The 20,714-nt window shown below is 72.7% G+C and carries 18 protein-coding genes; 2 read left to right on the forward strand and 16 right to left on the reverse strand.

The features are described 5' to 3' along the window. Positions 1-109: 109 nt before the first annotated feature. From QT196_RS08200 to infC, 8 genes are all read right to left on the reverse strand, one after another. Positions 110-1,345: a PP2C family protein-serine/threonine phosphatase gene (locus QT196_RS08200; RefSeq protein WP_168478297.1), complete on the reverse strand. Its 1,236-nt coding sequence runs from the start codon at positions 1,343-1,345 to the stop codon at positions 110-112. A gap of 382 nt (positions 1,346-1,727) precedes the next feature. Beyond that, positions 1,728-4,253: a phenylalanine--tRNA ligase subunit beta gene (gene pheT / locus QT196_RS08205; RefSeq protein ID WP_168478298.1), complete on the reverse strand. Its 2,526-nt coding sequence runs from the start codon at positions 4,251-4,253 to the stop codon at positions 1,728-1,730. After that, positions 4,253-5,404: a phenylalanine--tRNA ligase subunit alpha gene (gene pheS / locus QT196_RS08210; protein ID WP_168478299.1), complete on the reverse strand. Its 1,152-nt coding sequence runs from the start codon at positions 5,402-5,404 to the stop codon at positions 4,253-4,255. The genes pheT and pheS overlap by 1 nt, the downstream gene beginning before the upstream one ends. Before the next feature lie 192 nt (positions 5,405-5,596). Continuing rightward, positions 5,597-6,757, reverse strand: a complete 1,161-nt coding sequence (locus tag QT196_RS08215) for a PAS domain-containing sensor histidine kinase (protein ID WP_168478300.1) — start codon at positions 6,755-6,757, stop codon at positions 5,597-5,599. A gap of 82 nt (positions 6,758-6,839) precedes the next feature. After that, positions 6,840-7,694, reverse strand: a complete 855-nt coding sequence (locus QT196_RS08220; RefSeq protein ID WP_168478301.1) for an RNA methyltransferase — start codon at positions 7,692-7,694, stop codon at positions 6,840-6,842. Positions 7,695-7,824: 130 nt separating this feature from the next. Then, positions 7,825-8,208: a 50S ribosomal protein L20 gene (rplT, locus tag QT196_RS08225; protein WP_085925915.1), complete on the reverse strand. Its 384-nt coding sequence runs from the start codon at positions 8,206-8,208 to the stop codon at positions 7,825-7,827. Between the two features lie 102 nt (positions 8,209-8,310). Beyond that, positions 8,311-8,505, reverse strand: a complete 195-nt coding sequence (gene rpmI / locus QT196_RS08230) for a 50S ribosomal protein L35 (protein WP_085925914.1) — start codon at positions 8,503-8,505, stop codon at positions 8,311-8,313. 123 nt (positions 8,506-8,628) lie between these two features. Next, positions 8,629-9,363, reverse strand: coding sequence for a translation initiation factor IF-3 (gene infC, locus QT196_RS08235; RefSeq protein ID WP_266736496.1), 735 nt, complete (start codon positions 9,361-9,363; stop codon positions 8,629-8,631). Between the two features lie 319 nt (positions 9,364-9,682). On the opposite strand from infC, the gene QT196_RS08240 reads away from it, so the two are divergent. Beyond that, the gene (locus QT196_RS08240; protein ID WP_168478302.1) at positions 9,683-10,063 is read left to right on the forward strand and encodes a DUF1844 domain-containing protein; all 381 of its coding nucleotides are present in this window, start codon (positions 9,683-9,685) and stop codon (positions 10,061-10,063) included. A 91-nt stretch (positions 10,064-10,154) separates the two neighbouring features. Here QT196_RS08240 and QT196_RS08245 read toward each other — a convergent pair whose 3' ends face one another. The 4 genes from QT196_RS08245 to QT196_RS08260 all read right to left on the reverse strand — a co-directional run bounded on the left by QT196_RS08245 (position 10,155) and on the right by QT196_RS08260 (position 13,809). Further along, a complete protein-coding gene (locus tag QT196_RS08245; RefSeq protein ID WP_168478303.1) occupies positions 10,155-10,916 on the reverse strand; it encodes an MIP family channel protein in 762 nt (253 codons plus the stop codon). Positions 10,917-11,033: 117 nt separating this feature from the next. Further along, positions 11,034-11,765 (reverse strand): SseB family protein, encoded by a 732-nt coding sequence (locus tag QT196_RS08250; RefSeq protein ID WP_168478304.1) that lies wholly within the window; start codon positions 11,763-11,765, stop codon positions 11,034-11,036. A 68-nt stretch (positions 11,766-11,833) separates the two neighbouring features. Further along, entirely contained in the window at positions 11,834-13,003 is a 1,170-nt protein-coding gene (gene mycP, locus QT196_RS08255) for a type VII secretion-associated serine protease mycosin (protein WP_290354672.1), read from the reverse strand. Further along, complete coding sequence (locus tag QT196_RS08260; RefSeq protein WP_290354673.1) at positions 13,000-13,809, reverse strand: hypothetical protein; 810 nt, start codon at positions 13,807-13,809, stop codon at positions 13,000-13,002. Before QT196_RS08260 ends, mycP begins: the two co-directional genes overlap by 4 nt. Positions 13,810-14,503: 694 nt before the next feature. On the opposite strand from QT196_RS08260, the gene QT196_RS08265 reads away from it, so the two are divergent. After that, complete coding sequence (locus QT196_RS08265; RefSeq protein ID WP_168478306.1) at positions 14,504-15,724, forward strand: amino acid deaminase/aldolase; 1,221 nt, start codon at positions 14,504-14,506, stop codon at positions 15,722-15,724. A gap of 27 nt (positions 15,725-15,751) precedes the next feature. On the opposite strand, the gene QT196_RS08270 is transcribed toward QT196_RS08265, so the two are convergent. The 4 genes from QT196_RS08270 to QT196_RS08285 form a co-directional block, all read right to left on the reverse strand. Continuing rightward, a complete protein-coding gene (locus QT196_RS08270) occupies positions 15,752-17,023 on the reverse strand; it encodes a haloacid dehalogenase-like hydrolase (protein WP_290354674.1) in 1,272 nt (423 codons plus the stop codon). Positions 17,024-17,135: 112 nt separating this feature from the next. Then, on the reverse strand, positions 17,136-17,921 hold the full coding sequence (locus tag QT196_RS08275; RefSeq protein ID WP_085927790.1) for a 3-oxoacyl-ACP reductase: 786 nt from the start codon (positions 17,919-17,921) through the stop codon (positions 17,136-17,138). Then, complete coding sequence (locus tag QT196_RS08280) at positions 17,918-19,288, reverse strand: aldehyde dehydrogenase family protein (RefSeq protein ID WP_266736010.1); 1,371 nt, start codon at positions 19,286-19,288, stop codon at positions 17,918-17,920. Before QT196_RS08280 ends, QT196_RS08275 begins: the two co-directional genes overlap by 4 nt. A 10-nt stretch (positions 19,289-19,298) precedes the next feature. Beyond that, entirely contained in the window at positions 19,299-20,666 is a 1,368-nt protein-coding gene (locus tag QT196_RS08285) for a glutamine synthetase family protein (protein ID WP_168478309.1), read from the reverse strand. Between the last annotated feature and the right edge of the window lie 48 nt (positions 20,667-20,714).

Below are 20,714 nucleotides of genomic sequence, written 5' to 3' on the forward strand. Positions count from 1 at the left end.
GCTCATGGCCATGTCGACAGGACCACTCCGTCAGTTGAGCGTAGTGAACGCCCCTTCACACGGGGTGTGAAGAGGCGTGCCAGCACCCGTCACGGACCGGCCCCCGCCGCTACTCGGCCCGTCCCGCCTCCACCCGCCCCGGCCCGGCGGTCCGCCGGCCCCGCGCCGACTGCGACGGCACCCGCACCCGGTCGTTGCTCAGCATCAGCAGCGCCACATCGTCCGTCAGCCGTCCGCCCGCATGCCGCAGCAACGCCTTGCGGACATTCCCGACCACCCCCGTCGGCGAGGGCCCGCCCGGGGCCGCGGCCGCCTCGACGCTGCTGCGCAGCTCCTGGGTCAGCGGGAAGAACTCCCCCGCCGCGTCCCGCGCATCGGCCGCCCCGTCGGTGTGCAGAAACAGCCCCTCCCCGGGCCGCAGCTGCCCACAGCACACCGTGGACAGCTCGGCCGGCAGCGGGAACAGGCCCAGCGGCGGCATCGGATCGGCCGGGGCGACCGGCGCGACCGCCGTGCGGGCGATGCGATAGGGCCACGGATGCCCGCAGTTGAGGGCCGTGACGGACCCGTCCGGGGCCACCTCCACGAGCAGCAGCGTCACGAACTCCTCGGCGAGCGGACCGCTCGGCGCCCCGTCGGCCGCCCGCCGTCCGGGGCGCGCCCGCTCCCACAGATGCCGCTGGTGCGAACGCTCCAACCGGCGCAGCACATCCCCCAGTTCGGGCTCGTCGTGCGCCACTTCGCGGAAGCTGCCGAGCATCGCCGCGACCGTGCCCATGGCGTCCAGCCCGTGCCCGCGTACGTCCCCGATCACCGCCCGGACCCCGTGCCGGGTCCCCACGACCTCGTACAGATCCCCGCCGACCACGGCTCCCTCGCTCGCGGAGAGATGGTCGGCCGCCAGCAGCACCCCGTCGATCCGCCGCGGTAACGGCCGCAGCAGCACCCGCTGCGCGGTGGCGGCGACCTCCCGGGTCCGCTCCAGCTCCCGTACGAGCCGCAGCCGCCACCCGGCGGTCAGATAGCTGGCACCGATCACCGCGAGCACCGCACCACAGGTCATCAGCCGGCTGCCCCACCCGGCCCCCGGCTCCACCTCGCCGAACGGCAGCAGCGCGAGCAGCGCGCACAGCCCGCCGAGCAGCACACACTGGCGGCGGCCGGTGCCCGCGCAGGCGATGGCGGGTGCGGCGGCGAGGAGTTGCAGCAGCCGGCCGCTGGTCGGGTGGCTCAGCTCCCAGGCCACCACGCCGAGGACCCAGAGGCCGGGCAGGACGAAGACGAGGGCGCGCCGGGCGCTTGCCGCCCCGGCGCGTGCGCCACGCCTCGCCCGGTGTCGGATCATGCCGAGGGTCCCCCTAGGGCGGGTCGTTCGGGTCATGGCGGGCTCGCGGGGTCCGGCACGCACGCTCGCCGGTGGTCCCCCAGGTGCTGAGCGGTTCGGTCCGGCCCGCTGCCGTGGTCACACGGGCCCGGCCGACCCGGTCGATTCTCGCGACGTTCCGTGTCCATCCGACGACGATACGTACATCATCACCCGATGGAGTGATGGTGTACGGATCCGATCGTCTCCCGCACAGCACCGCCCGCCGCACGGCGCCCGTCGCGCCCCACCGCCCCCGCGGAACCTGTCCGCCGCACACCGAAAAAGGGTGAGGGCGCGGACGGTGCCTGCCGTCCACGCCCTCACCCCGTTGCGCACGCCGTCGCGGCGCCGCGGGCCGCGCTCAGCCGCGCAGCACCGCTCCCGTCCGCTCCACGGCCGCCGCGACCGCCGCGTCACGGGCCGCCGAGGCCTCCTCGGCGGTCAGCGTCCGGTCGGCGGCGCGGAAGCGCAGCGCGTACGCCAGCGACTTCTTGCCCGCGCCGATCTGCTCGCCGGTGAAGACGTCGAACAGCCGCAGCGACTCCAGCAGTTCACCCGCACCGTCGCGCAGCGCGCCCTCGACCTCCGCCGTCGGGACCCCGGCGTCGACCACGAGGGCGACGTCCTGGGTCGCGACCGGGAAGGCCGAGATCTTCGGGGCGCGCAGCGGTCCGCTACCGGCCTGCTCCAGGCGGTCCAGGTCGATCTCCATCGCGCAGGTGCGCTCCGGCAGGGCCAGCGTCTTGATGACGCGGGGGTGCAGCTCACCGGCGTTGCCGACGAGGATCTCCTCGCCGTCGGCGACGGCGAGCAGCGCCGCGCACCGGCCCGGGTGGAACGGGGCGTGCTGGTCCTGGCGGACGATCAGCTCGACACCCGCCTCCCGTGCGACGGTCCGGCCCGCCTCGATGGCGTCCGCCCAGATCGCGGGGCGGGCACCGCCCCACCAGCCGTCCTGCTCACGGCCCCCGGCGAGCACCACCGCGGCGCGCCGCGGCTGCTGCGGGAGGGAGGCGTCCAGCGAGGCGATCTCGTCGTCGGTCGGCCGGCGGTCGACGACCAGCCGGCTGGCCGGCTTCTCGTCGCCGGTCGCCCGGAAGACCGGTCCGGTCTCGAAGAGCGCCAGGTCGTGGGTGCCGCGCCCGTAGTTGCGGCGCAGCGCGTTCAGCAGGCCCGGGATCAGCGTCGTACGGAGGTCGGGCTCCTCGTCGGAGAGCGGGTTGACGAGGGTGACCGCCGCGCGGCGCGGGTCGTCCTGCTCGATGCCGAGCTGGTCGAGCACGTGCGAGCCGGTGAACGGGTAGTTCAGCGCCTCGACATAGCCCGCACCGGCCAGCGACCGGCCGACCCGGCGGTACAGCCGCTGACGCTCGGTCAGCCCGCGGCCGGCGGGCGGCTTCGGGAGGGTGGAGGGCAGGTTCTCGTAGCCCTCCAGCCGGATGACCTCTTCGGCCAGGTCGTTGGGCTCACTGAGGTCCGGCCGCCAGGACGGCACGGTCACGACCAGCTCGTCCTGCCCGTAGACATCGCAGCCGACCTGCTGGAGGCGGCGGACGACGGTCTCCCGGCCGTAGTCGACACCGGCGACCTTGTCCGGGTGGCCGGCGGAGAGGCTGATGGTGCGCGGCCCGCGGGGCGTGACGACCTCGGTGACGCCCTCCCCGGCGGTACCGCCGGCGAGCAGCACCAGCAGGTCGACGGTCCGCTGCGCCGCGGCGGACGCGGCCTCCGGGTCCACCCCGCGCTCGAAGCGCTTGGCGGCCTCCGAGGACAGCTTGTGCCGGCGGGCCGTACGGGCGATGGACAGCGCGTCGAAGTGCGCGGCCTCGATCACGACGTCGGTGGTGCCGCGCACCTCGCCGGTTTCCGCGTCCGCGGCCGGGGCCGCGATCTCGGTGTGGGCGCCGCCCATGACGCCCGCGAGGCCGATCGGGCCGCGGTTGTCGGTGATGACCAGGTCAGCGGCGTCCAGCACCCGCTTGGTGCCGTCCAGGGTGGTCAGCTTCTCGCCGGGGGCCGCCCGGCGGACGCCGATCGGGCCGTCCACGCTGGTGCGGTCGTAGGCGTGCAGCGGCTGGCCGAGCTCCAGCATCACGTAGTTGGTGATGTCGACGGCCAGCGAGACCGGACGCATCCCGGCCTTCTGAAGGCGGCGCTGGAGCCAGATCGGCGAGCGCGCCTCGGGGTTGAGACCGGTGACCGTACGGGCGGTGAAGCGGTCGCAGCCGAGGGGGTCGGAGACCTGGACGGGGTAGCCGGTGGAGTTCGGCGGCGGCACGTCCAGCAGCGCCGGGTCGCGCAGCGGCAGGCCGTACGCGGTGGCGGCCTCGCGGGCGACACCGCGCATCGACAGGCAGTAGCCGCGGTCCGGGGTGACGGCGATGTCCAGCACCTCGTCGACGAGCTCCAGCAGCGCGATGGCGTCGGTGCCGACCTCGTACTCCGGCGGCAGCACGATGATGCCGTGCGTACCGTCGTCGCCCATGCCCAGCTCGTCGCCGGAGCAGATCATGCCGTGCGACTTCTTGCCGTACGTCTTCCGCGCGGCGATCTTGAAGTCGCCGGGCAGCACGGCGCCGGGGAGGACCACCACGACCTTGTCACCGACGGAGAAGTTCCGCGCGCCGCAGACGATTTCCTGCGGCTCGCCGGTGCCGTTGGCCTGGCCGACGTCGACCGTGCAGAAGCGGATCGGCTTCTTGAAGCCCTCCAGCTCCTCGATGGTCAGCACCTGGCCGACGACGAGCGGGCCCTTGAGCCCGTCGCCGAGACGCTCGACGGACTCGACCTCCAGGCCGACCGCGATGAGCTTTTCCTGTACGTCACGACCGGTTGCCGTGGCCGGCAGGTCGACGTACTCCCGCAGCCAAGAAAGCGGGACCCGCATCAGATCTCCATCCCGAACGGCCGGGTGAACCGGACGTCGCCTTCGAACATGTCACGCATGTCTTCCACGTTGTGCCGGAACATCAGCATCCGGTCGATGCCGAACCCGAAGGCGAAGCCGCTGTACTTCTCGGGGTCGACGCCGCAGGCGATGAGCACCTTGGGGTTGACCATGCCGCAGCCGCCGAGCTCGATCCAGCCCTCGCTGGAGCACGTACGGCAGGGCCGGTCGGGGTTCCCCACGGACTCGCCACGGCAGACGTAGCAGACCATGTCCATCTCGGCGGACGGCTCGGTGAACGGGAAGTAGTTCGGCCGCAGCCGGGTCTTCATGTCCGGACCGAAGAGCGCCCGGACCATGTGGTCGAGGGTGCCCTTGAGGTCGGCCATGGTCAGGCCCTCGTCGACGGCGAGCAGCTCGATCTGGTGGAAGACCGGGGAGTGCGTGGCGTCCAGCTCGTCGGTGCGGTAGACCCGCCCCGGGCAGACGACGTAGACGGGCGGCTCGCGGTCGACGAGCGTACGGGCCTGCACCGGCGAGGTGTGGGTGCGCAGCACGACGCCGGACTCGTCGCCCTCGGTGCCTCCCCCAGACTCCGTCTGGGAGGTGCCCCCACCCTGGACGAAGAAGGTGTCCTGCATCTGGCGCGCCGGGTGGTCGGGCACGAAGTTCAGGGCGTCGAAGTTGAACCACTCCGCCTCGACCTCGGGGCCCTCGGCGACCTCGTAGCCCATGGCCACGAAGACGTCCGCGACCCGCTCCATGAAGGTGGTCAGCGGGTGCCGGGCGCCGGCCGGGGTGCGGTCGTAGGGCAGCGTGACATCCACTGCCTCCTCGACCAGCACACGGGCGTCGCGCTCCGCCTCCAGCTCCTCCTGGCGGGCCTTGAGCGCCTGGTTCACCCGGCCACGGGCCTGGCCGACGCGCTTGCCGGCCTCCGCCTTGGCCTGCGGGGGCAGGGCGCCGATCTCGCGGTTGGCGAGAGCGAGCGGCGAGGTGCCACCGGTGTGCGCGATCTTCGCCTGGGCGAGCGCATCGAGGTCACCCGCGGCGGCGATGGCGGCCAGCGCCTCGTCCAGCCGTGCGGCGATCTCTTCCGGTTTCAGGGCTTCGACCTCGACAGGGTCGTACGACTTATTGGGTGCGGACATCTCTTCCCGTGCTTCCGGTGGACTGGCTTGGCTTGGCTCGCTTCGCCTCGGCTCCTCGATCACAAAGGTCGGATGCCGAGCCCGCGCTGTGCCCGCGATGCCTGTGCGCCAAAGGTGCCAAAGGTCAAGTCTAAGGGGGACGGGCCGCGCGGCCGGTCCGCGCCCCCGTGCGGGGCGCCCGCCGCTTCCGCTTCAGGCCAGGAAGGCCGGGGTCGCGACGGGCAGGCTAAATCGGAACTGCGCGCCGCCGGCCGGGGCCCGGCCGACCGTGATCGTCCCGCCGTGCGCCTCGACGATGCCCTTGACGATGTAGAGGCCCAGGCCGGTGCCCCCGCGCTTGCTGCCCCGCCAGAAGCGGGTGAACACGCGGCTCATCGATTCCTCCGGGATGCCGGGGCCCTCGTCGCTCACGGTGACGCTCGTCCCCTCCGTGCTGGTCTCGTCCGATACCGGTCCGACCTCGATGGTGACCGTTCCCTCGCCGTGGCGCACCGCATTTTCCAGCAGGTTGCCCAGCACCTGGTCCACCTTGTCCGGGTCCGCCCAGAGATCGGGCAGCGGTTCCAGCATCCGGATGAGGAAGCGATCGGGCCGCTGGCCGGCGGTGGTCTGCGCCTGGACGTGCCGACGGACCGCGGCGCTCATGTCGACCCGCTGGCGGCGCACCTCCAGCCGCCCGGAGTCGATCCGGGAGATGTCCAGCAGCTCGGCGATCAGCCGGGTGACGCGGTTGGCATCGGCGTCCACCGTCTCCAGCATCAGCCGCTTCTGGTCGTCGGTGAAGCGTTCCCACTTCTGGAGGAGCGTGGCGGTGAAGCCCTTGACGGAGGTCAGCGGCGAGCGCAGCTCATGGGCGACGGTGGCGATCAGCTCGGCGTGGCTGAGTTCCGTACGCCGCCGGGCCTCGGTGCCGCGCAGCGCGATCACCAGCCGCTGGACGGGCCCGGTCGGGCGGCTGCGGACATAGCGGGCGGAGACCAGCACCTCGCGGCCGCCGAGCAGCAGATTGCGCTCGGGCTGGCCGCGGCGGATGGCGAGCCCGCCGTAGGGGTCGGTGAGCCGCCACCAGCGGCGGCCCTCGATGTCCTGGAGCGGCAGGGCCTGTTCGAGGGGGCGGCCGACGGCGTCCTCGGGGGCGATGTCGGTGATCCGGGCCGCGGCGGCGTTGAAGCAGATCACCCGGCCGGTCTCGTCGGCGACGACCAGGCCGTCGGGGAGATCGTCGGGGTCCAGTCCGAGACCGGTCCCCAGGGCCGCCGGCTCTCCGGCCGGAGCGGACGGCTGAGCGCCCACGAGCCCCTCGGACCGGCGGCCGTCAGCGGTGACTGTGATGCCGGAAGTCCTCACACTCATCCCCGTACCCCCTTCCGGGCCCCCGAGCACGCAAGACTACTAGTTCGCACCGGAAGTGCCCCGAAGATCGGGGGGACACCCCTCAGGCGGGTGACACCGCGCGGCAGCCGCCGGGGCTGCGCTGGGCGCGGGCGGAGGCATAGAGGCAGACCGCGGCGGCCGTCGCGAGGTTGAGGCTCTCGGCCCTGCCGTGGATCGGGACGCGTACGACAGCGTCGGCCAGCGCCCGGGTCTCCTCCGGCAGTCCCCAGGCCTCGTTGCCGAAGACCCAGGCGGTGGGCCCGCCCATGGAGCCGGTGTCCAGTTCGGCGTCGAGGTCGCGGTCGCCCGCGCCGTCGGCGGCGAGGATCCGTACCCCGGCCGACCGCAGTCCGCTCACCACCCGCTCGACCGGGACGCCGACGGCGACCGGCAGGTGGAAGAGCGAACCGACCGAGGCCCGTACGGACTTGGGGTTGTACAGGTCCACGGAGGCGTCGGTCAGCACGACCGCGTCGGCGCCCGCGGCGTCCGCGCAGCGCAGCACCGTGCCGGCGTTGCCGGGGTCACGGACGTTGGCGAGCACCGCGACCAGCTGCGGGCGGGCGGCGAGGATCTCCTCGAAGGGCGAGTCGAGGAACTCGCAGACGCCGAGCAGCCCCTGCGGCGTGACGGTCTGGGAGATGTCGGCGACGGTCTTGTCGTCGGCGTGGTGGACCCGCACCCCGGCCGCGTGGGCCGCCTCGATGATCTCGGTGTGCCGCTCGGCGGCCTCGACGGTGGCGAACAGCTCGATGAGCGTGGGCGTTCCGCCGGTGCGGTGCGCGATGGCCTCCCGTACGGCCTGCGGGCCCTCGGCGATGAACCGGCGCTCCTTGCCGCGGAAGGCGCGGCGGGCCAGCCGCCGGGCGGCGGTGACACGCGGGGAACGCGGGGAGATCAGCTCGGGGGTGCCCATGGGCGGCGGCTCGCTTCTGTCGTTCGGTGCGGGTGGGGACCGCGGCACGGGAGGTGCGCGCCGGTTCCGGAAAAGCGGCGGACCCGCAGGCCGGGGCCTGCGGGTCCGCTCAACGTCGTCAGGCTGAAGTTCAGGCAGCCTTCGGGGCGTTGACGTCGCTCGGAAGCGCCTTCTGCGAGGCCTCGACGAGCGCGGCGAACGCGCTGGCGTCGTTGACCGCGAGGTCGGCCAGGATCTTGCGGTCCACCTCGATGTTGGCGGCCTTCAGACCCTGGATGAAGCGGTTGTAGGTCATGCCGTTGGCGCGGGCAGCGGCGTTGATGCGCTGGATCCACAGCTGACGGAAGTCGCCCTTGCGCTTCTTGCGGTCGTTGTAGTTGTAGACGAGGGAGTGGGTGACCTGCTCCTTCGCCTTGCGGTACAGGCGGGAGCGCTGGCCACGGTAGCCGCTGGCCTGCTCGAGGATCGCCCGGCGCTTCTTGTGGGCGTTGACTGCCCGCTTGACGCGTGCCACTAGTTAACTCCTTGTAGCGGGGCCGTGGTTGTCGTCACAACGGCCCGAATCGATTGGGTCCCGGTCCGAGTCGCGCGCCCCCGGTCAATGGGGCGCGTCGGCTCACTTGCCGAGAAGCTTCTTGATCTTCGCGGCGTCGCCCGGGGCCATCTCGGCGTTGCCGGAAAGGCGACGCGTCACGCGGGACGACTTGTGCTCGAGCAGGTGGCGCTTGCCGGCGCGCTCACGCAGCACCTTGCCGGAACCGGTGACCTTGAAGCGCTTGCTGGCACCGCTGTGCGTCTTGTTCTTCGGCATGCGCCGTTCTCTCCTCGTCATTGGCGCTCCCGCAGGCACGAACCGGCGAGCGGGAGCGTCATATATATCGATTGATGTCCGGGGCGGGGCGCCCCGGCGCGAACCGGGGCCGACGCCTCGGGGTCACGCCCCGGTGGGCTCCTCGGCGGGTGCCTCAGCGGGTGCCTCAGCGGGTGCCTCGGCGGGCTCCTCGGCAACTCCACCCTGGCGCTCCGCCTTGCGGGCGGCCTGCGCCTCACGGGCCTCGGCCATCGCCTCGGTCTTCTTCTTGTGCGGACCGAGAACCATGATCATGTTTCGGCCGTCCTGCTTCGGATTCGACTCGATGAAGCCGAGGTCCTCCACGTCGGACGCGAGCCGCTGCAGCAGCCGGAAGCCCAGCTCGGGGCGGGACTGCTCGCGACCACGGAACATGATCGTGATCTTGACCTTGTCACCCTGCTTGAGGAACCGGACGACGTGACCCTTCTTGGTGTCATAGTCGTGCGGGTCGATCTTCGGCCGGAGCTTCATCTCCTTGATGACCGTGTGCGCCTGGTTCTTGCGCGCCTCACGGGCCTTCATGGCCGACTCGTACTTGAACTTCCCGTAGTCCATGAGCTTGCAGACGGGCGGGCGAGCGTTCGCCGCCACCTCGACCAGGTCGAGGTCGTACTCCTGAGCAAGCTCAAGGGCCTTGGCAAGCGGAACAATCCCGACCTGCTCGCCGCTGGGACCGACAAGTCGCACTTCGGGAACGCGAATCCGGTCGTTGATGCGGGGCTCGGCGCTGATGGATCCTCCTCGGTAGCACCACGCGACGGCCTGGCGGACTGCCGCGTAACGTCTTTTCGGTGTGACCAACCGCGCCGGTAGCATGAAAAACGCCCCGGACGGGACACAGGCGGGGCTCCACGTGGATCTGGAGCACCGCCGCGAAGTCTCCGCGGGGCGCAGCCGGACCGTTGACCCGCCAACCGTGAGGTCGGTCGGGTGGGAGATCGGAGCCTCCACTTGTGGGCCGGTCACATGCGTGTCCGGCCGGTCGGAACACCAGAATACACGAGTCAAGGGGTGGCACCCACTTCTGTGCTGACGCGGACCCGCCCCGGGACCGGGAGGGCGCTCCCGGACGCGGGGTCCGGGGGCGCTGCCCATAGGCTGGAGGCGTCCCCTCAGCAGGAAGAAGCCCGAAGACATGAGTGACCAGACCCCGCAGCAGCCCGACGCAGCGCACGCGGAGAATCCCGACTTCGACGCCATGACCCGTGACATCGCGGAGGTGCCGGCGGTCGAGGTGATCACCACGGTCGCGGTGCATCTGATGAGTTCGGCGGCGGTCAACCTCGGGCTCGCCGAGGAGGGCGCGGCGCACAAGGACCTCGACGAGGCGCGCAAGCTCATCCAGGCACTGGCCGGGCTGGTCACCGCCAGCGCCACCGAGATCGGCTCGTACCACGCGGCGCCGCTGCGCGACGGCCTGAAGTCGCTCCAGCTGGCGTTCCGCGAGGCGTCGGTCGTGCCGGACGAGCCGGGCCAGGGTCCCGGGGAGAAGTACACCGGCCCCGTCTACGGCTGAGCCGGGCGGCGGAGCGCCGCATACACGGGACGACGGGCCCCGGCCGGGATACGGCCGGGGCCCGTCGTGTGTGCGGTGGGGGCGCGGTGCCTCAGAGCCCGTCGTCGGCGGGCTCGTAGGGCATCGGCTCGTCGGCGACGAGGACCGGCTCGTGCGGCGGATGGGTGATCTGGTGGACCACCGCCGCGATGGCGGCGCCGATCAGGGGCGCGACGATGAACAGCCACAGCTGGGTGATGGCCGCGCCGCCCGCGAACAGTGCCGGGCCGATGGAGCGCGCCGGGTTCACGCCGGTGCCGTCGAGCGGGACCCCGATGAGGTGGACGGCGGCCAGGGCCAGGCCGATGGCCATGCCGTTGAAGCCGATCACGGCCACCTTGTGGGTCACCGACAGCCAGACGTAGACCAGCAGGAAGGTCATCAGTATCTCGGCGACGAAGGCACCGCCGAGGTTGAGGTGGACCGCCGAGCGGTCGCCCCAGCCGTTCGTGCCGAAGGACTCATGGGTCTGGAGGCCGGGGATCTGCTTGGCGACCAGGAAGAGCAGGGCCGCGCCGGCGATGGCGCCGACCACCTGGGCGATCCAGTACTCGGCGGCCGTCCGCAGGGTGATCCGGCGGGCCAGCAGCATGCCCAGGGTCACCGCGGGGTTGAAGTGGCAGCCCGAGATCGGGCCGAGGGCGTAGGCCAGCGCCACCATGGTGAAGCCGAAGGCCAGGGCGATGCCGAAGGTGCCGATGTACTCGCCCGCCAGCACTGCCGAGCCGACGGCGAAGAACACCAGGAGCAGGGTGCCGAGGAACTCGGATACGACCGTGCGGGTCAGTACCGACGAGATCTCCGTTTTCTCCATGGGGGCTCTCCTCGCGTGGATCTTGAGCTCTCCTCCGCATTGTGCGGCCCTGGAGACGAACCCGCCCGTTGACGGCCGGGGGCCCGGCCGTCGGCACCGGGACCCGGCCGTGGGGTGTCAGCGCCGGTAGAACGGCTCCCCGGCCGTCGCGCCGCCCGGCGGCAGAAGGGCCAGGTCCAGGCCCCGGACGAGCCGGGCGCGCAGCGCCTCGTCGGTGGCCAGGGCCTGCGCCAGCCGCTGGGCGACCTCCGCGGCCGTGGCGTCGGGCGCCAGGCCGAGGGCGAGGGTGGCGTCGGTTTCGGCGGACGGCGCCAGGTGGGCGACGAGCACGGCGGGCTCGGCGTCGAGCAGGGTGCGCAGGGCGTCGGTGACGGCCGGGTCCGCGAGCGGGTCGGCGCTGGTGCGGCCCTCGGCGAGGGCGCGCAGGGCGGGGCCGGTGAGCTGGTAGGTGACCGGCCCTGCCAGGTCGACGACCACGGTGTCGGCCTGCTCGTGGGAGGCGGCGAGCAGCGCCTGCGGCAGCGGGACCGCGACCGGGCGGGCGTCGGGGCGCCAGCGCTGGAGGGTCTCCATGGAGGTGAAGGCGGGGAGGGCGCGGCGGCCGTCCGGGGCCTGGAGCGTGGGGACGGCCATATCGCTGGTCTTCTCCCGGCGCAGGCCGTCGGGTCCGGTCTCGACCTCGCCGAGGACGGCCACCACGGGCACCAGGACGCGTGCGCCGGCCAGCGCCGACAGCAGCTCGGGCTCGGCGCTCCGGTCCCGGTCGTAGGCCGCCAGGGCCGCGGTCAGGGCCGGGTCCGCGGAGCCGTCGTCGTCGCCGAAACCGGGGTCGGGAATGTTCTTCTGCACGCGCCCGAGCGTATCGGGTGGGGTTGCGGCGTCAGCGGGTGCGGGGGCTCCGGCGGGCGGCGTACGGGTCAGTGGTCGAGGGAGCGGCTGCGCCAGAGGACGGCGGCGGCCGCGAGGAGGGCCACGCCGACGGCGCCGGCGGTCCAGGGGAGCCAGGAGGTGCCGGTGTCCGCGGTGTCGTCGGCGGTGGGGCCGGGGCCGAAGTAGCGGTCGGCGTAGGCGGCGGGGGACGGCTTCTGCGCGGTGGGCCGGAGATCCGCCGCCGCCTGGAGGGCGGCGGCGGGGTCGATCAGGCCCGCGCCGTAGTCGTCGTCGCGGCCGCCCTCGGGCCTGTCCTGCGCGGTGGAGGTGAGCAGCCGGCGGATCTGGGCGGGGCTCAGGTCGGGGTGCGCGGAGCGGATCAGGGCGATGGCGCCGGAGACGAAGGCGGCGGCGGGGCTGGTGCCCCAGCCGGAGAGATAGTCGTCCTCGGGGTCGGCCATGATGATGTCGTAGCCGGGGGCGCTGACCGTGGCGTACCAGTGGCGGGTCGAGAACCGGGCGCGGCCCCCCAGGTGGGTGACGGCGCTGGCCGTGATGACGCCCGGATAGGCGGCGGGGTAGGAGACGCGGTTGCCCTTCTCGCCGCCGTTGCCCGCGGAGGCGACGACGGGGATGCCCTTGCCGAGGGCGTACTGGATCGCGGCGTCCTCGCGGGGCTCGGGGTGCGCGGATTCGCTGTCGTCGCCCAGCGACATATTGATCACGTCGGCGCCGTGGTCGGCGGCCCAGCGGATGCCGTCGGCGAGCGCGCCCGCCTTCTCCGTGCGGGCCCGTCCGCGCTGCGGGTCGTCGTCCTCCAGGATCACCCGGACCGGCAGGATCCGGGCGGCCGGGGCGAGGCCCAGCACACCGTCCTCGCGGCCCGCACCATGGCCGTGACCTGCGATGATGCTGGCCATTCCGGTGCCGTGCCGGGCCCAGGCGGTGTCCCCGGGGCCGGCTCCGAAGCCCACCAGGTCCCGTTCGGGCTCCACCTGTCCTTCCAGGTCGGCGTGGTTGGCGTCCACACCGGTGTCCAGGACCGCGACGGTGACGCCCTCGCCCTTGGTGGTGCGCCAGGCCTGCTGGGCGTGGACGGCCTGGAGGGCCCACTCCTGGGCGCGCAGGGCGTCGGCCCGGGCGGGGACGGCGGGGAGTACGGCGAGCGCCGCGGAGGCCAGTGCGAGGGCGGTGCCGCGCAGCACGGTGTGCGTCATGACGAGGCCTCCGTCGTCTGCGTGGGGCTGCCGGCCGCCTTGCGGAAGTCCGTTCCGATGCGGTCCGCCAGACCCTTCGCGTCGTGGCCCAGGCCGGATTCGGCCGCGGCGGTGGTGACGCCGGGCCGGACCGCGGCCTCGGCGGGCTGCGGGTCGGTGACGGTGCGGCCGTCGGCGAAGCCGGATACGGCGTAGACGACGACCGGGATGTCGGTGAGGATCCGGACGGTCCAACTGGCCCGCTGGGCGGGCCCGAAGCCCTCGGCCGGGGTGCCCTTGGCGGCGTACGGCAGCGGCAGCAGGTCGGTACGGGTGCCCAGACTCTTGGTGCTGAAGCGGGTGTTGAGGGCCATCATCCCGGGCTGGTCGGCCTTGGTGATCTGCGCTCCGACCGTGATGACGCTGCTGCGGGTGGCATCGGCGTAGGTGGCGCGCAGCAGCCGGGTACAGCCGGTACGGGCGAGCGCGGCGGCGAGCTTCGGGTCGTAGGCGTGGCCGCAGCCACCGTCCGGGGCGACGGCGATCCGGGTCCAGGTCCGGTCGGCGCCGCCGGGTCCGACGCCCAGGCCGTTGACGGTGCGCGGGAAGAGCCGGTCGACGGGGGTGTTGTGCCAGACGTCGCGGCCCTTGGCGAAGACGGCCTCGGCGGTGGGCGGGGCGGCGTCGGCCTCGTCGGTGAGCCAACTCCCGGCCGCGGCGCCGCCGATGAGGCCGATACCGAGGACGAGGCAGGCCGCGGCGCCGAGCAGCCGGGGGCCGGGGCGGCGGACGGAGCCGGGCCGTCGCGGAGCGCCGGGGGCAGGCACAACTCCCGTGTGCGGGGCGGCTGTTGGGGGCCAGGGCGGGTGTGGCGGGCGCTCGGCCGCGGGGCGGGGCGGCTCGCTGCCGGGGGCCGCCGAGGGGCCGGCGGCCGGGTGGCGGGGGCCGGCCGGGCGCCCGGTGCGCGGCCGGCGGCGGGTTCCCGGGAGTCGCTCCACAGCTTCTGACTGTTGGCCAGGTGGAAGGCGGCGGTGTCGCGGAAGGCGTTGGGGCGGCCGGCTGGCGGCGGCGGGGTGGGAGCGGCCGGGGTGCCGGGCGCACGGTCCGGGCGGGGTGGCGGCTGCGCACCGGCGGGCGGCGGGACGGGGTGCGCCCCGGGCGGCGCGGGTGCCGACGGCTCGGCCGGCACCCGGCGCAGCACGGTCGTCAGCGGGTCCCCCTCGGGCTCCGGCATCCCGGCCGGGGCGGGCTGCCGGGGCGGCTGCGGGGGTATCGGTGGAATGTGCCGGGCATCGGCGAATTCGGCGTCGGTGCTCACCCGCGCTCCCCCTTGCACCGCTGACCTCCGGGCCCGATCCGCAATCGGGGCACGGTGGTTCGTATCCGGACAACACGCCGCTGACCTGCTGGTTGCGGTGTCGAGCCACTGTAAGGGCTGGCGCCGTCGGTGCTCCAACCCCTGTCCGCTCTGTCGCAATCTCTCCCCTACCCCGTGGTAGCGGGGTCTGGCAGGCTGCGGCCATGCCCCCCTACACATCCGGCGCGGATGCCGACAAAGCCGCCTACGACCGGGCCACCGCCGCCCTCGACGCGCCGCTGGCCGTCGTCGACCTGCGGGCCTTCGACGCCAACGCCGCCGATCTGGTGCGCCGCTCGAAGGGCAAGCCGATCCGGGTGGCGAGCAAGTCCGTGCGCTGCCGGGCGCTGCTGGAACGGGTGCTGGCACGGGACGGCTTCGCGGGGATCATGAGCTTCACGCTCGCCGAGTCGCTGTGGCTGGCGCGCTCGGGCTTCCCGGACGTCCTGCTGGCGTATCCGTCGGCGGACCGGGCGGGCTTCGCCGAGCTGACCGCCGACGCCGGGCTCGCGGCCGCGGTGACGGTGATGGTCGACGACCCGGTGCAGCTGGATCTGATCGACGCCGCCCGGCCGTCCGGCGGGCCGGGCGAGGAGGTGCGGGTGTGCCTGGAACTGGACACCTCCTACCGGCTGCTGGGCGGGAAGGTGCGGGTCGGCGCCCGCCGCTCCCCCCTGCGGACGCCCGCGCAACTGGCCGCGCTGGCCCGGTCGGTGGTGCGCCGTCCCGGGTTCCGGCTGGTGGGGCTGATGGCGTACGAGGGGCATGTGGCGGGGGTCGGTGACGAGGTCGCCGGCAAGCCGGTGTTCTCGCGGACGATCCGGGTGATGCAGGCGGCGGCGCGCAAGGAGCTGGCGCAGCGGCGCTGGGCGGCCGTCCGGGCGGTGCGGGAGGTGGCGCCGCGGCTGGAGTTCGTCAACGGCGGCGGGACCGGCAGTGTGCAGCACACCGCGGCGGAGGCGGCGGTCACCGAGATCGCGGCCGGGTCGGGGCTGTATGTGCCGCGGCTGTTCGACAACTTCCGTTCGTTCAGCGGGCGTCCGGCGGCGCTGTTCGCCCAGCCGGTGGTGCGCCGGCCGGGGCCCGGGGTGGTGACGGTGCTGGGCGGCGGCTATCCGGCGTCGGGGGTGGCGGGCCCGGACCGGCTGCCGGTGCCGCATCTTCCCGCGGGGCTGCGCTACGACCCGCAGGAGGGCCCCGGCGAGGTGCAGACCCCGCTGCTGGGACCGGCCGCGGACCGGCTGCGGATCGGCGACAAGGTGTGGTTCCGGCATGCGAAGGCCGGTGAGCTGTGTGAGCGGTTCGCCGAGCTGCATCTGATCGACGGGGACCGGGTGGTGGACACGGTCCCGACGTACCGGGGAGAGGGGCACGCCTTCCTGTGAAGGCGCGCCCCCGTCCCGTTGTTGCCGTCAGCCGTGGACGCGGTCCTGCTGGTCAGGCACGATGCTGCCGTCCGGGCGGCGGAGCGGCCCGGGGGTGCCGTCCGGCCGGGTGTAGCCCGTGGTCGCGCACGGGTACGGGTCGGCCTGGCCCTTCTTCGGCTCGATGAACATCGGGTTGACCAGCCAGCGGTGGTCGGCGTTGTCGTACGCCCGGCACATCAGCTCGGTCTTGTTGCGGTTGATGGCGAGGTGTCCGGCGGTGGCGTCGCCGACGAAGGTGACGTCGGTGTCGGCGTCACCGGCCGCGAAGGCGGGGCGGTTCGCCGGGTCCTGCTGCTGCCAGGCCTTGGCGCCCTTGACGTGGAAGATCTCCTGGTTGATCCAGCAGCGCTTGCCGTCGATGTAGGTCAGGACCTCGCCGTTGGTGTCCTTGACGTCGCCGCAGCCCTGGACGCCGGTGGTGAGCTTGCCGTCGCGGACGAGGTTGCGGATACCGATGGTGTGGTCGCGGTCGATGCCCACACCGGGCGCCCAGGCGCGGACCAGCGGCTCGGCCGAGGCGGAGACGATGTAGACGTCGAAACCGGCCTTCTTGAGGGTGCCGATGAGGTCGCGCTGCTGGTCGTAGTAGCGGACGTAGCCCGCCATCATGTGGGTGCCGACCTTCTGCTCCGTGCCGATCGGCGCGGCGAGGTTCTCGGCGCGCGCGGCGCGGGCGTACGCGGTCAGCCGGGCGGGGCTGTGACCGGCGAAGAGCTGGGTGATCCAGACGTACTCGGGGACGGTGCGGCGGGCGTTCCACTCACCCTCGAACGCCTTCTTGCCGGTGGAGGTCTTGGCGTCCAGATAGATGTCGAGGATCTCGTCGGTGCAGCCGGTGTCCGTCGACGTCGGCAGCGGCCGGCCGGCGGGGACGGAGGTACCGCACGCCTTGGTGAGGCCGGCGGCGGCGTCGTCCGTCATCCACTTGTTGGTGGCCTTCCAGCTCGCGGGGCGCAGCACCTTGTCGTTCCGCAGCATCCAGGCCAGCGTGGCGTCGGAGATGTCGTTCTTGACGACGGTGTTGTCCCAGTCGAAGGTCGCGACCGGCTTCGCGCCCCCGGAGCCGGAGCAGCTGCCCTGCTCATCGATCATCTTCTGGAGCTTGGCACGGTTGTCGCCGTACCAGCCCTTGGTCACGTGGAGGGTGGGGCAGTGGCGGGGGGCCGGGCCCGCCGTGGCCGTTTGCGCGACGGCGACGCCGCCGCCCAAGACTGCGAGGGCAGCACCCGCTGCCGTCCAACGACGCTTGGTGAGCATGGAACGCACTCCTGTCGAACGAAGAACCGAAGGCGGACGCTAGCGCATGGCGGCCGGACGTCGTACGACGTCCGGCCGCCATGGCGCTTACGCGCAGGTGAACAGCGCGCGGTCAGACCGGAGTCACGTACGCGCCCGCGATACCGCCGTCGACCAGGAACTCGGCGGCGTTGACGAACGAGGAGTCGTCGCTGGCGAGGAAGGCGACCGCGGAGGCGATCTCCTCGGGCTCGGCGAACCGGCCGACCGGGACGTGCACCAGACGGCGCGCGGCGCGCTCGGGGTCCTTGGCGAACAGCTCCTTCAGCAGCGGGGTGTTGACCGGCCCCGGGCACAGGGCGTTGACCCGGATGCCCTCGCGGGCGAACTGCACGCCCAGTTCGCGGGACATGGACAGCACGCCGCCCTTCGAGGCGGTGTAGCTGATCTGCGAGGTGGCGGCGCCCATGACGGCCACGAAGGACGCGGTGTTGATGATGGAGCCGCGGCCCTGGCGCTGCATGTACGGCAGTGCGTGCTTGCAGCAGAGGTAGACCGAGGTGAGGTTGACCTCCTGGACGCGCTTCCAGGCGTCCAGGCCGGTGGTGAGGATCGAGTCGTCGTCGGGCGGGGAGATCCCGGCGTTGTTGAAGGCGATGTCGACCGAGCCGTAGGTGTCGAAGGCGGTCTTGTAGAGCGCCTCGACCTGGTCGGAGTCGGTCACATCGACCTGGACGTAGAGGCCGCCGACCTCGGCGGCCGCGGCCTTGCCCGCCGTCTCGTCGATGTCGGCACAGACGACATTGGCACCCTCGGAGGCCAGTCGGCGGGCGGTGGCCAGGCCGATGCCGCTGCCGGCACCGGTGATCACGGCGGTACGGCCGACGAGGCGGCGGCACACTGCGGTCTGCTCGGTCACTTGGTCTCCTCGGTGCTGATGAAGATGTTCTTGGTCTCGGTGAAGGCGGTCAGTGCGTCGGGGCCCAGCTCACGGCCGAGACCGGACTGCTTGAACCCGCCGAAGGGGGTCCAATAGCGCACGGCGCTGTGGGAGTTGACGGAGAGGTTGCCGGCCGCGACGCCGCGCGAGACCCGCAGGGCGCGGCCGACGTCACGGGTCCACAGCGAGCCGGCCAGCCCGTAGTCACCGGCGTTGGCGAGCCGGACGGCGTGGGCCTCGTCGTCGAAGGGGAGGACGACGGCGACCGGGCCGAAGATCTCCTCGACGGCCGTACGGTCCTCGGGGCGGCCCTCCAGGACGGTGGCCGGGTACCAGAAGCCCTTGCCGGCGGGCGCCTCGCCACGGATGGCGGCCGGGGCGTCCTCGGGGACGAAGGACCGTACCCGCTCGCGCTGGGCGGCGGAGATCAGCGGGCCCATCTGCGTCGCGGGATCGGCCGGGTCGCCGACCGTGAACGCCTTGACCGCGGGCTCCAGCAGCTCCATGAAACGGTCGTACACGGAGCGCTGGACGAGGATGCGGCTGCGGGCGCAGCAGTCCTGGCCGGTGTTGTCGAGGAAGGAGCCGGGGGCGGCGGCCGCGGCGGCCTCGATGTCGGCGTCGGCGAAGACGATGTTGGGGCTCTTGCCGCCGAGTTCGAGGGTGAGCCGCTTCGTCCGGGTGGCGCAGCGGGCGGCGATCTGCCGGCCGGTGGCGGTGGAGCCGGTGAAGACGACCTTGGCGACGCCGGGGTGGTCGACCAGCGCGGTGCCGGTGACCGACCCCTCGCCGGGCAGGACCTGGAAGAGGCCCTCGGGAAGCCCGGCCTCCAGGCCCAGCTCGGCCAGCCGCAGCGCGGTGAGCGGGGTGGTCTCGGCGGGCTTGAGGAGGACCGCGTTGCCGGCCGCGAGCGCGGGGGCGGTGCCCCAGGCGGCGATCGGCATCGGGAAGTTCCAGGGGGCGATGACGGCGACGACGCCGAGCGGCTCCTGGACGGTGATGTTGAGTCCGCCGGCGACCGGGATCTGGGTGCCGGTCAGCCGCTCCACTCCCCCGGCGGCGTAGTGCAGCAGATCGCGGACGTTGCCCGCTTCCCACCGTGCGTTGCCCAGCGGGTGGCCGGCCTCCTTGAGTTCGAGGGCGGCAAGCGGCTCGATGTGCGCGTCGACGACCTCGGCGAAGCGGCGCAGGATGCGGGCCCGGTCGCCGGGTGCCACGGCGGCCCAGGATTCCTGGGCGGCCGCGGCCCGGCGGACCGCCGCGTCGACCTCTTCGGGAGAGGTGGTGGGGACGGTGGCCACCACCTCCTCGGTCGCCGGGTTGAGAATCTTCAGCTCGTGCAACACGTGCGGTTCCTTACATGCGCTCGAAGGAGCGGAAGCGCTCCCAGTCCGTGACGGCGGCGTCGTAGGCGTCCTGCTCGACGCGGGCCATGTGGCGGTAGTGGTCGACGACCTCGTCGCCGAACGCCGCCCGGGCGATCGGGCTCCGCTCCCACAGCTCGGCGGCCTCGCGCAGGGTCGTGGGGACATGGGCGGCGTCGCCGGTGTAGGCGTTGCCGGTGGTCGCCTCGGGGAGCTCCAGCTCGTGCTCTATGCCGTACAGACCCGCCGCGACCATGCCGGCGACCGCGAGGTAGGGGTTCACATCGCCGCCGGGCAGCCGGTTCTCCAGGCGGTGGGCGCGGCCGTGGCCGACCACCCGCAGGGCGCAGGTGCGGTTGTCGGGGCCCCAGGCGACGGCGGTGGGCGCGAAGGAGCCGGGGCGGAAGCGCTTGTAGGAGTTGATGTTGGGCGCGTAGAGGAGGGTGAAGTCACGCATCGCGGCGACCTGGCCCGCCAGGAAGTGCCGCATGGTCTTCGACATGCCGTACGGGCCGTTGTCGTCGGCCAGCACCGGCCGTCCGTCCTCGTCCTGGAGCGAGAGGTGGATATGACAGGAGTTGCCCTCGCGCTCGTCGTACTTCGCCATGAAGGTGAGCGACATGCCCTCCTGGGCGGCGATCTCCTTGGCGCCGGTCTTGTAGATCGCGTGCTGGTCGCAGGTGGTGAGCGCCTCGTCGTAGACGAACACGATCTCGTGCTGGCCGAGGTTGCACTCGCCCTTGGCGGACTCGACGGTCATGCCGGCCGCGCCCATCTCGTTGCGGATGCGGCGCAGCACGGGTTCGACGCGGCCGGTGCCGAGGACGGAGTAGTCGCCGTTCCACTGGTTCGCGGGGTTCATCTCGCGGTAGCCGCGGGACCAGGCGTCCTCGTAGGAGTCCTTGAAGAGCATGAACTCCAGCTCGGTACCGGCGTACGCACTCCAGCCGCGCTCGGCGAGCCGGTCGAGCTGGCGGCGCAGGATCTGCCGGGGCGAGGCGACGACCGGCGAACCGTCGTGCCAGGCGAGGTCGGCGGTGATCAGGGCGGTGCCGGCGTTCCAGGGGGTGCGGCGCAGGGTGCCGGGGTCGCCGTGCATGGCGAAGTCGCCGTAGCCACGTTCCCAGGAGGACATCTCGTAGCCCTCGACGGTGTTGAGGTCGACATCGACGGCGAGGAGGTAGTTGCAGCCCTCCGTACCGTGGTCGAGGACGGTGTCCAGGAAATATCGGGCCGCGAACCGCTTGCCCTGGAGCCTGCCTTGCATATCGGTGAAGGCGAGGACGACAGTGTCGATCTCCCCGGCGTCGACGAGGACCCTGAGCTCCTCGACGGAGAGTGGGGGCGTGCGGTCTGCCACGGTATTGCCTCCTGTCACTGCATCCGGAGGTCATAAGGTAGGCACACG

Origin of the sequence: Streptomyces sp. P9-2B-2, from assembly GCF_030406865.1 — a bacterium.
In the GTDB taxonomy this organism is placed as follows: domain Bacteria; phylum Actinomycetota; class Actinomycetes; order Streptomycetales; family Streptomycetaceae; genus Streptomyces; species Streptomyces platensis.

Bases quoted from the DNA above. Each gene is read 5' to 3' on its own strand.
- infC (WP_266736496.1), bottom strand. From the start codon at position 9,363: ATGCTACCGGCGCGGTTGGTCACACCGAAAAGACGTTACGCGGCAGTC.
- rpmI (WP_085925914.1), bottom strand. From the start codon at position 8,505: ATGCCGAAGAACAAGACGCACAGCGGTGCCAGCAAGCGCTTCAAGGTC.
- QT196_RS08270 (WP_290354674.1), bottom strand. From the start codon at position 17,023: ATGCTCACCAAGCGTCGTTGGACGGCAGCGGGTGCTGCCCTCGCAGTC.
- pheS (WP_168478299.1), bottom strand. From the start codon at position 5,404: ATGTCCGCACCCAATAAGTCGTACGACCCTGTCGAGGTCGAAGCCCTG.
- QT196_RS08245 (WP_168478303.1), bottom strand. From the start codon at position 10,916: ATGGAGAAAACGGAGATCTCGTCGGTACTGACCCGCACGGTCGTATCC.
- QT196_RS08265 (WP_168478306.1), top strand. From the start codon at position 14,504: ATGCCCCCCTACACATCCGGCGCGGATGCCGACAAAGCCGCCTACGAC.
- QT196_RS08215 (WP_168478300.1), bottom strand. From the start codon at position 6,757: ATGAGTGTGAGGACTTCCGGCATCACAGTCACCGCTGACGGCCGCCGG.
- mycP (WP_290354672.1), bottom strand. From the start codon at position 13,003: ATGACGCACACCGTGCTGCGCGGCACCGCCCTCGCACTGGCCTCCGCG.
- QT196_RS08240 (WP_168478302.1), top strand. From the start codon at position 9,683: ATGAGTGACCAGACCCCGCAGCAGCCCGACGCAGCGCACGCGGAGAAT.
- QT196_RS08220 (WP_168478301.1), bottom strand. From the start codon at position 7,694: ATGGGCACCCCCGAGCTGATCTCCCCGCGTTCCCCGCGTGTCACCGCC.
- pheT (WP_168478298.1), bottom strand. From the start codon at position 4,253: ATGCGGGTCCCGCTTTCTTGGCTGCGGGAGTACGTCGACCTGCCGGCC.
- QT196_RS08200 (WP_168478297.1), bottom strand. From the start codon at position 1,345: ATGATCCGACACCGGGCGAGGCGTGGCGCACGCGCCGGGGCGGCAAGC.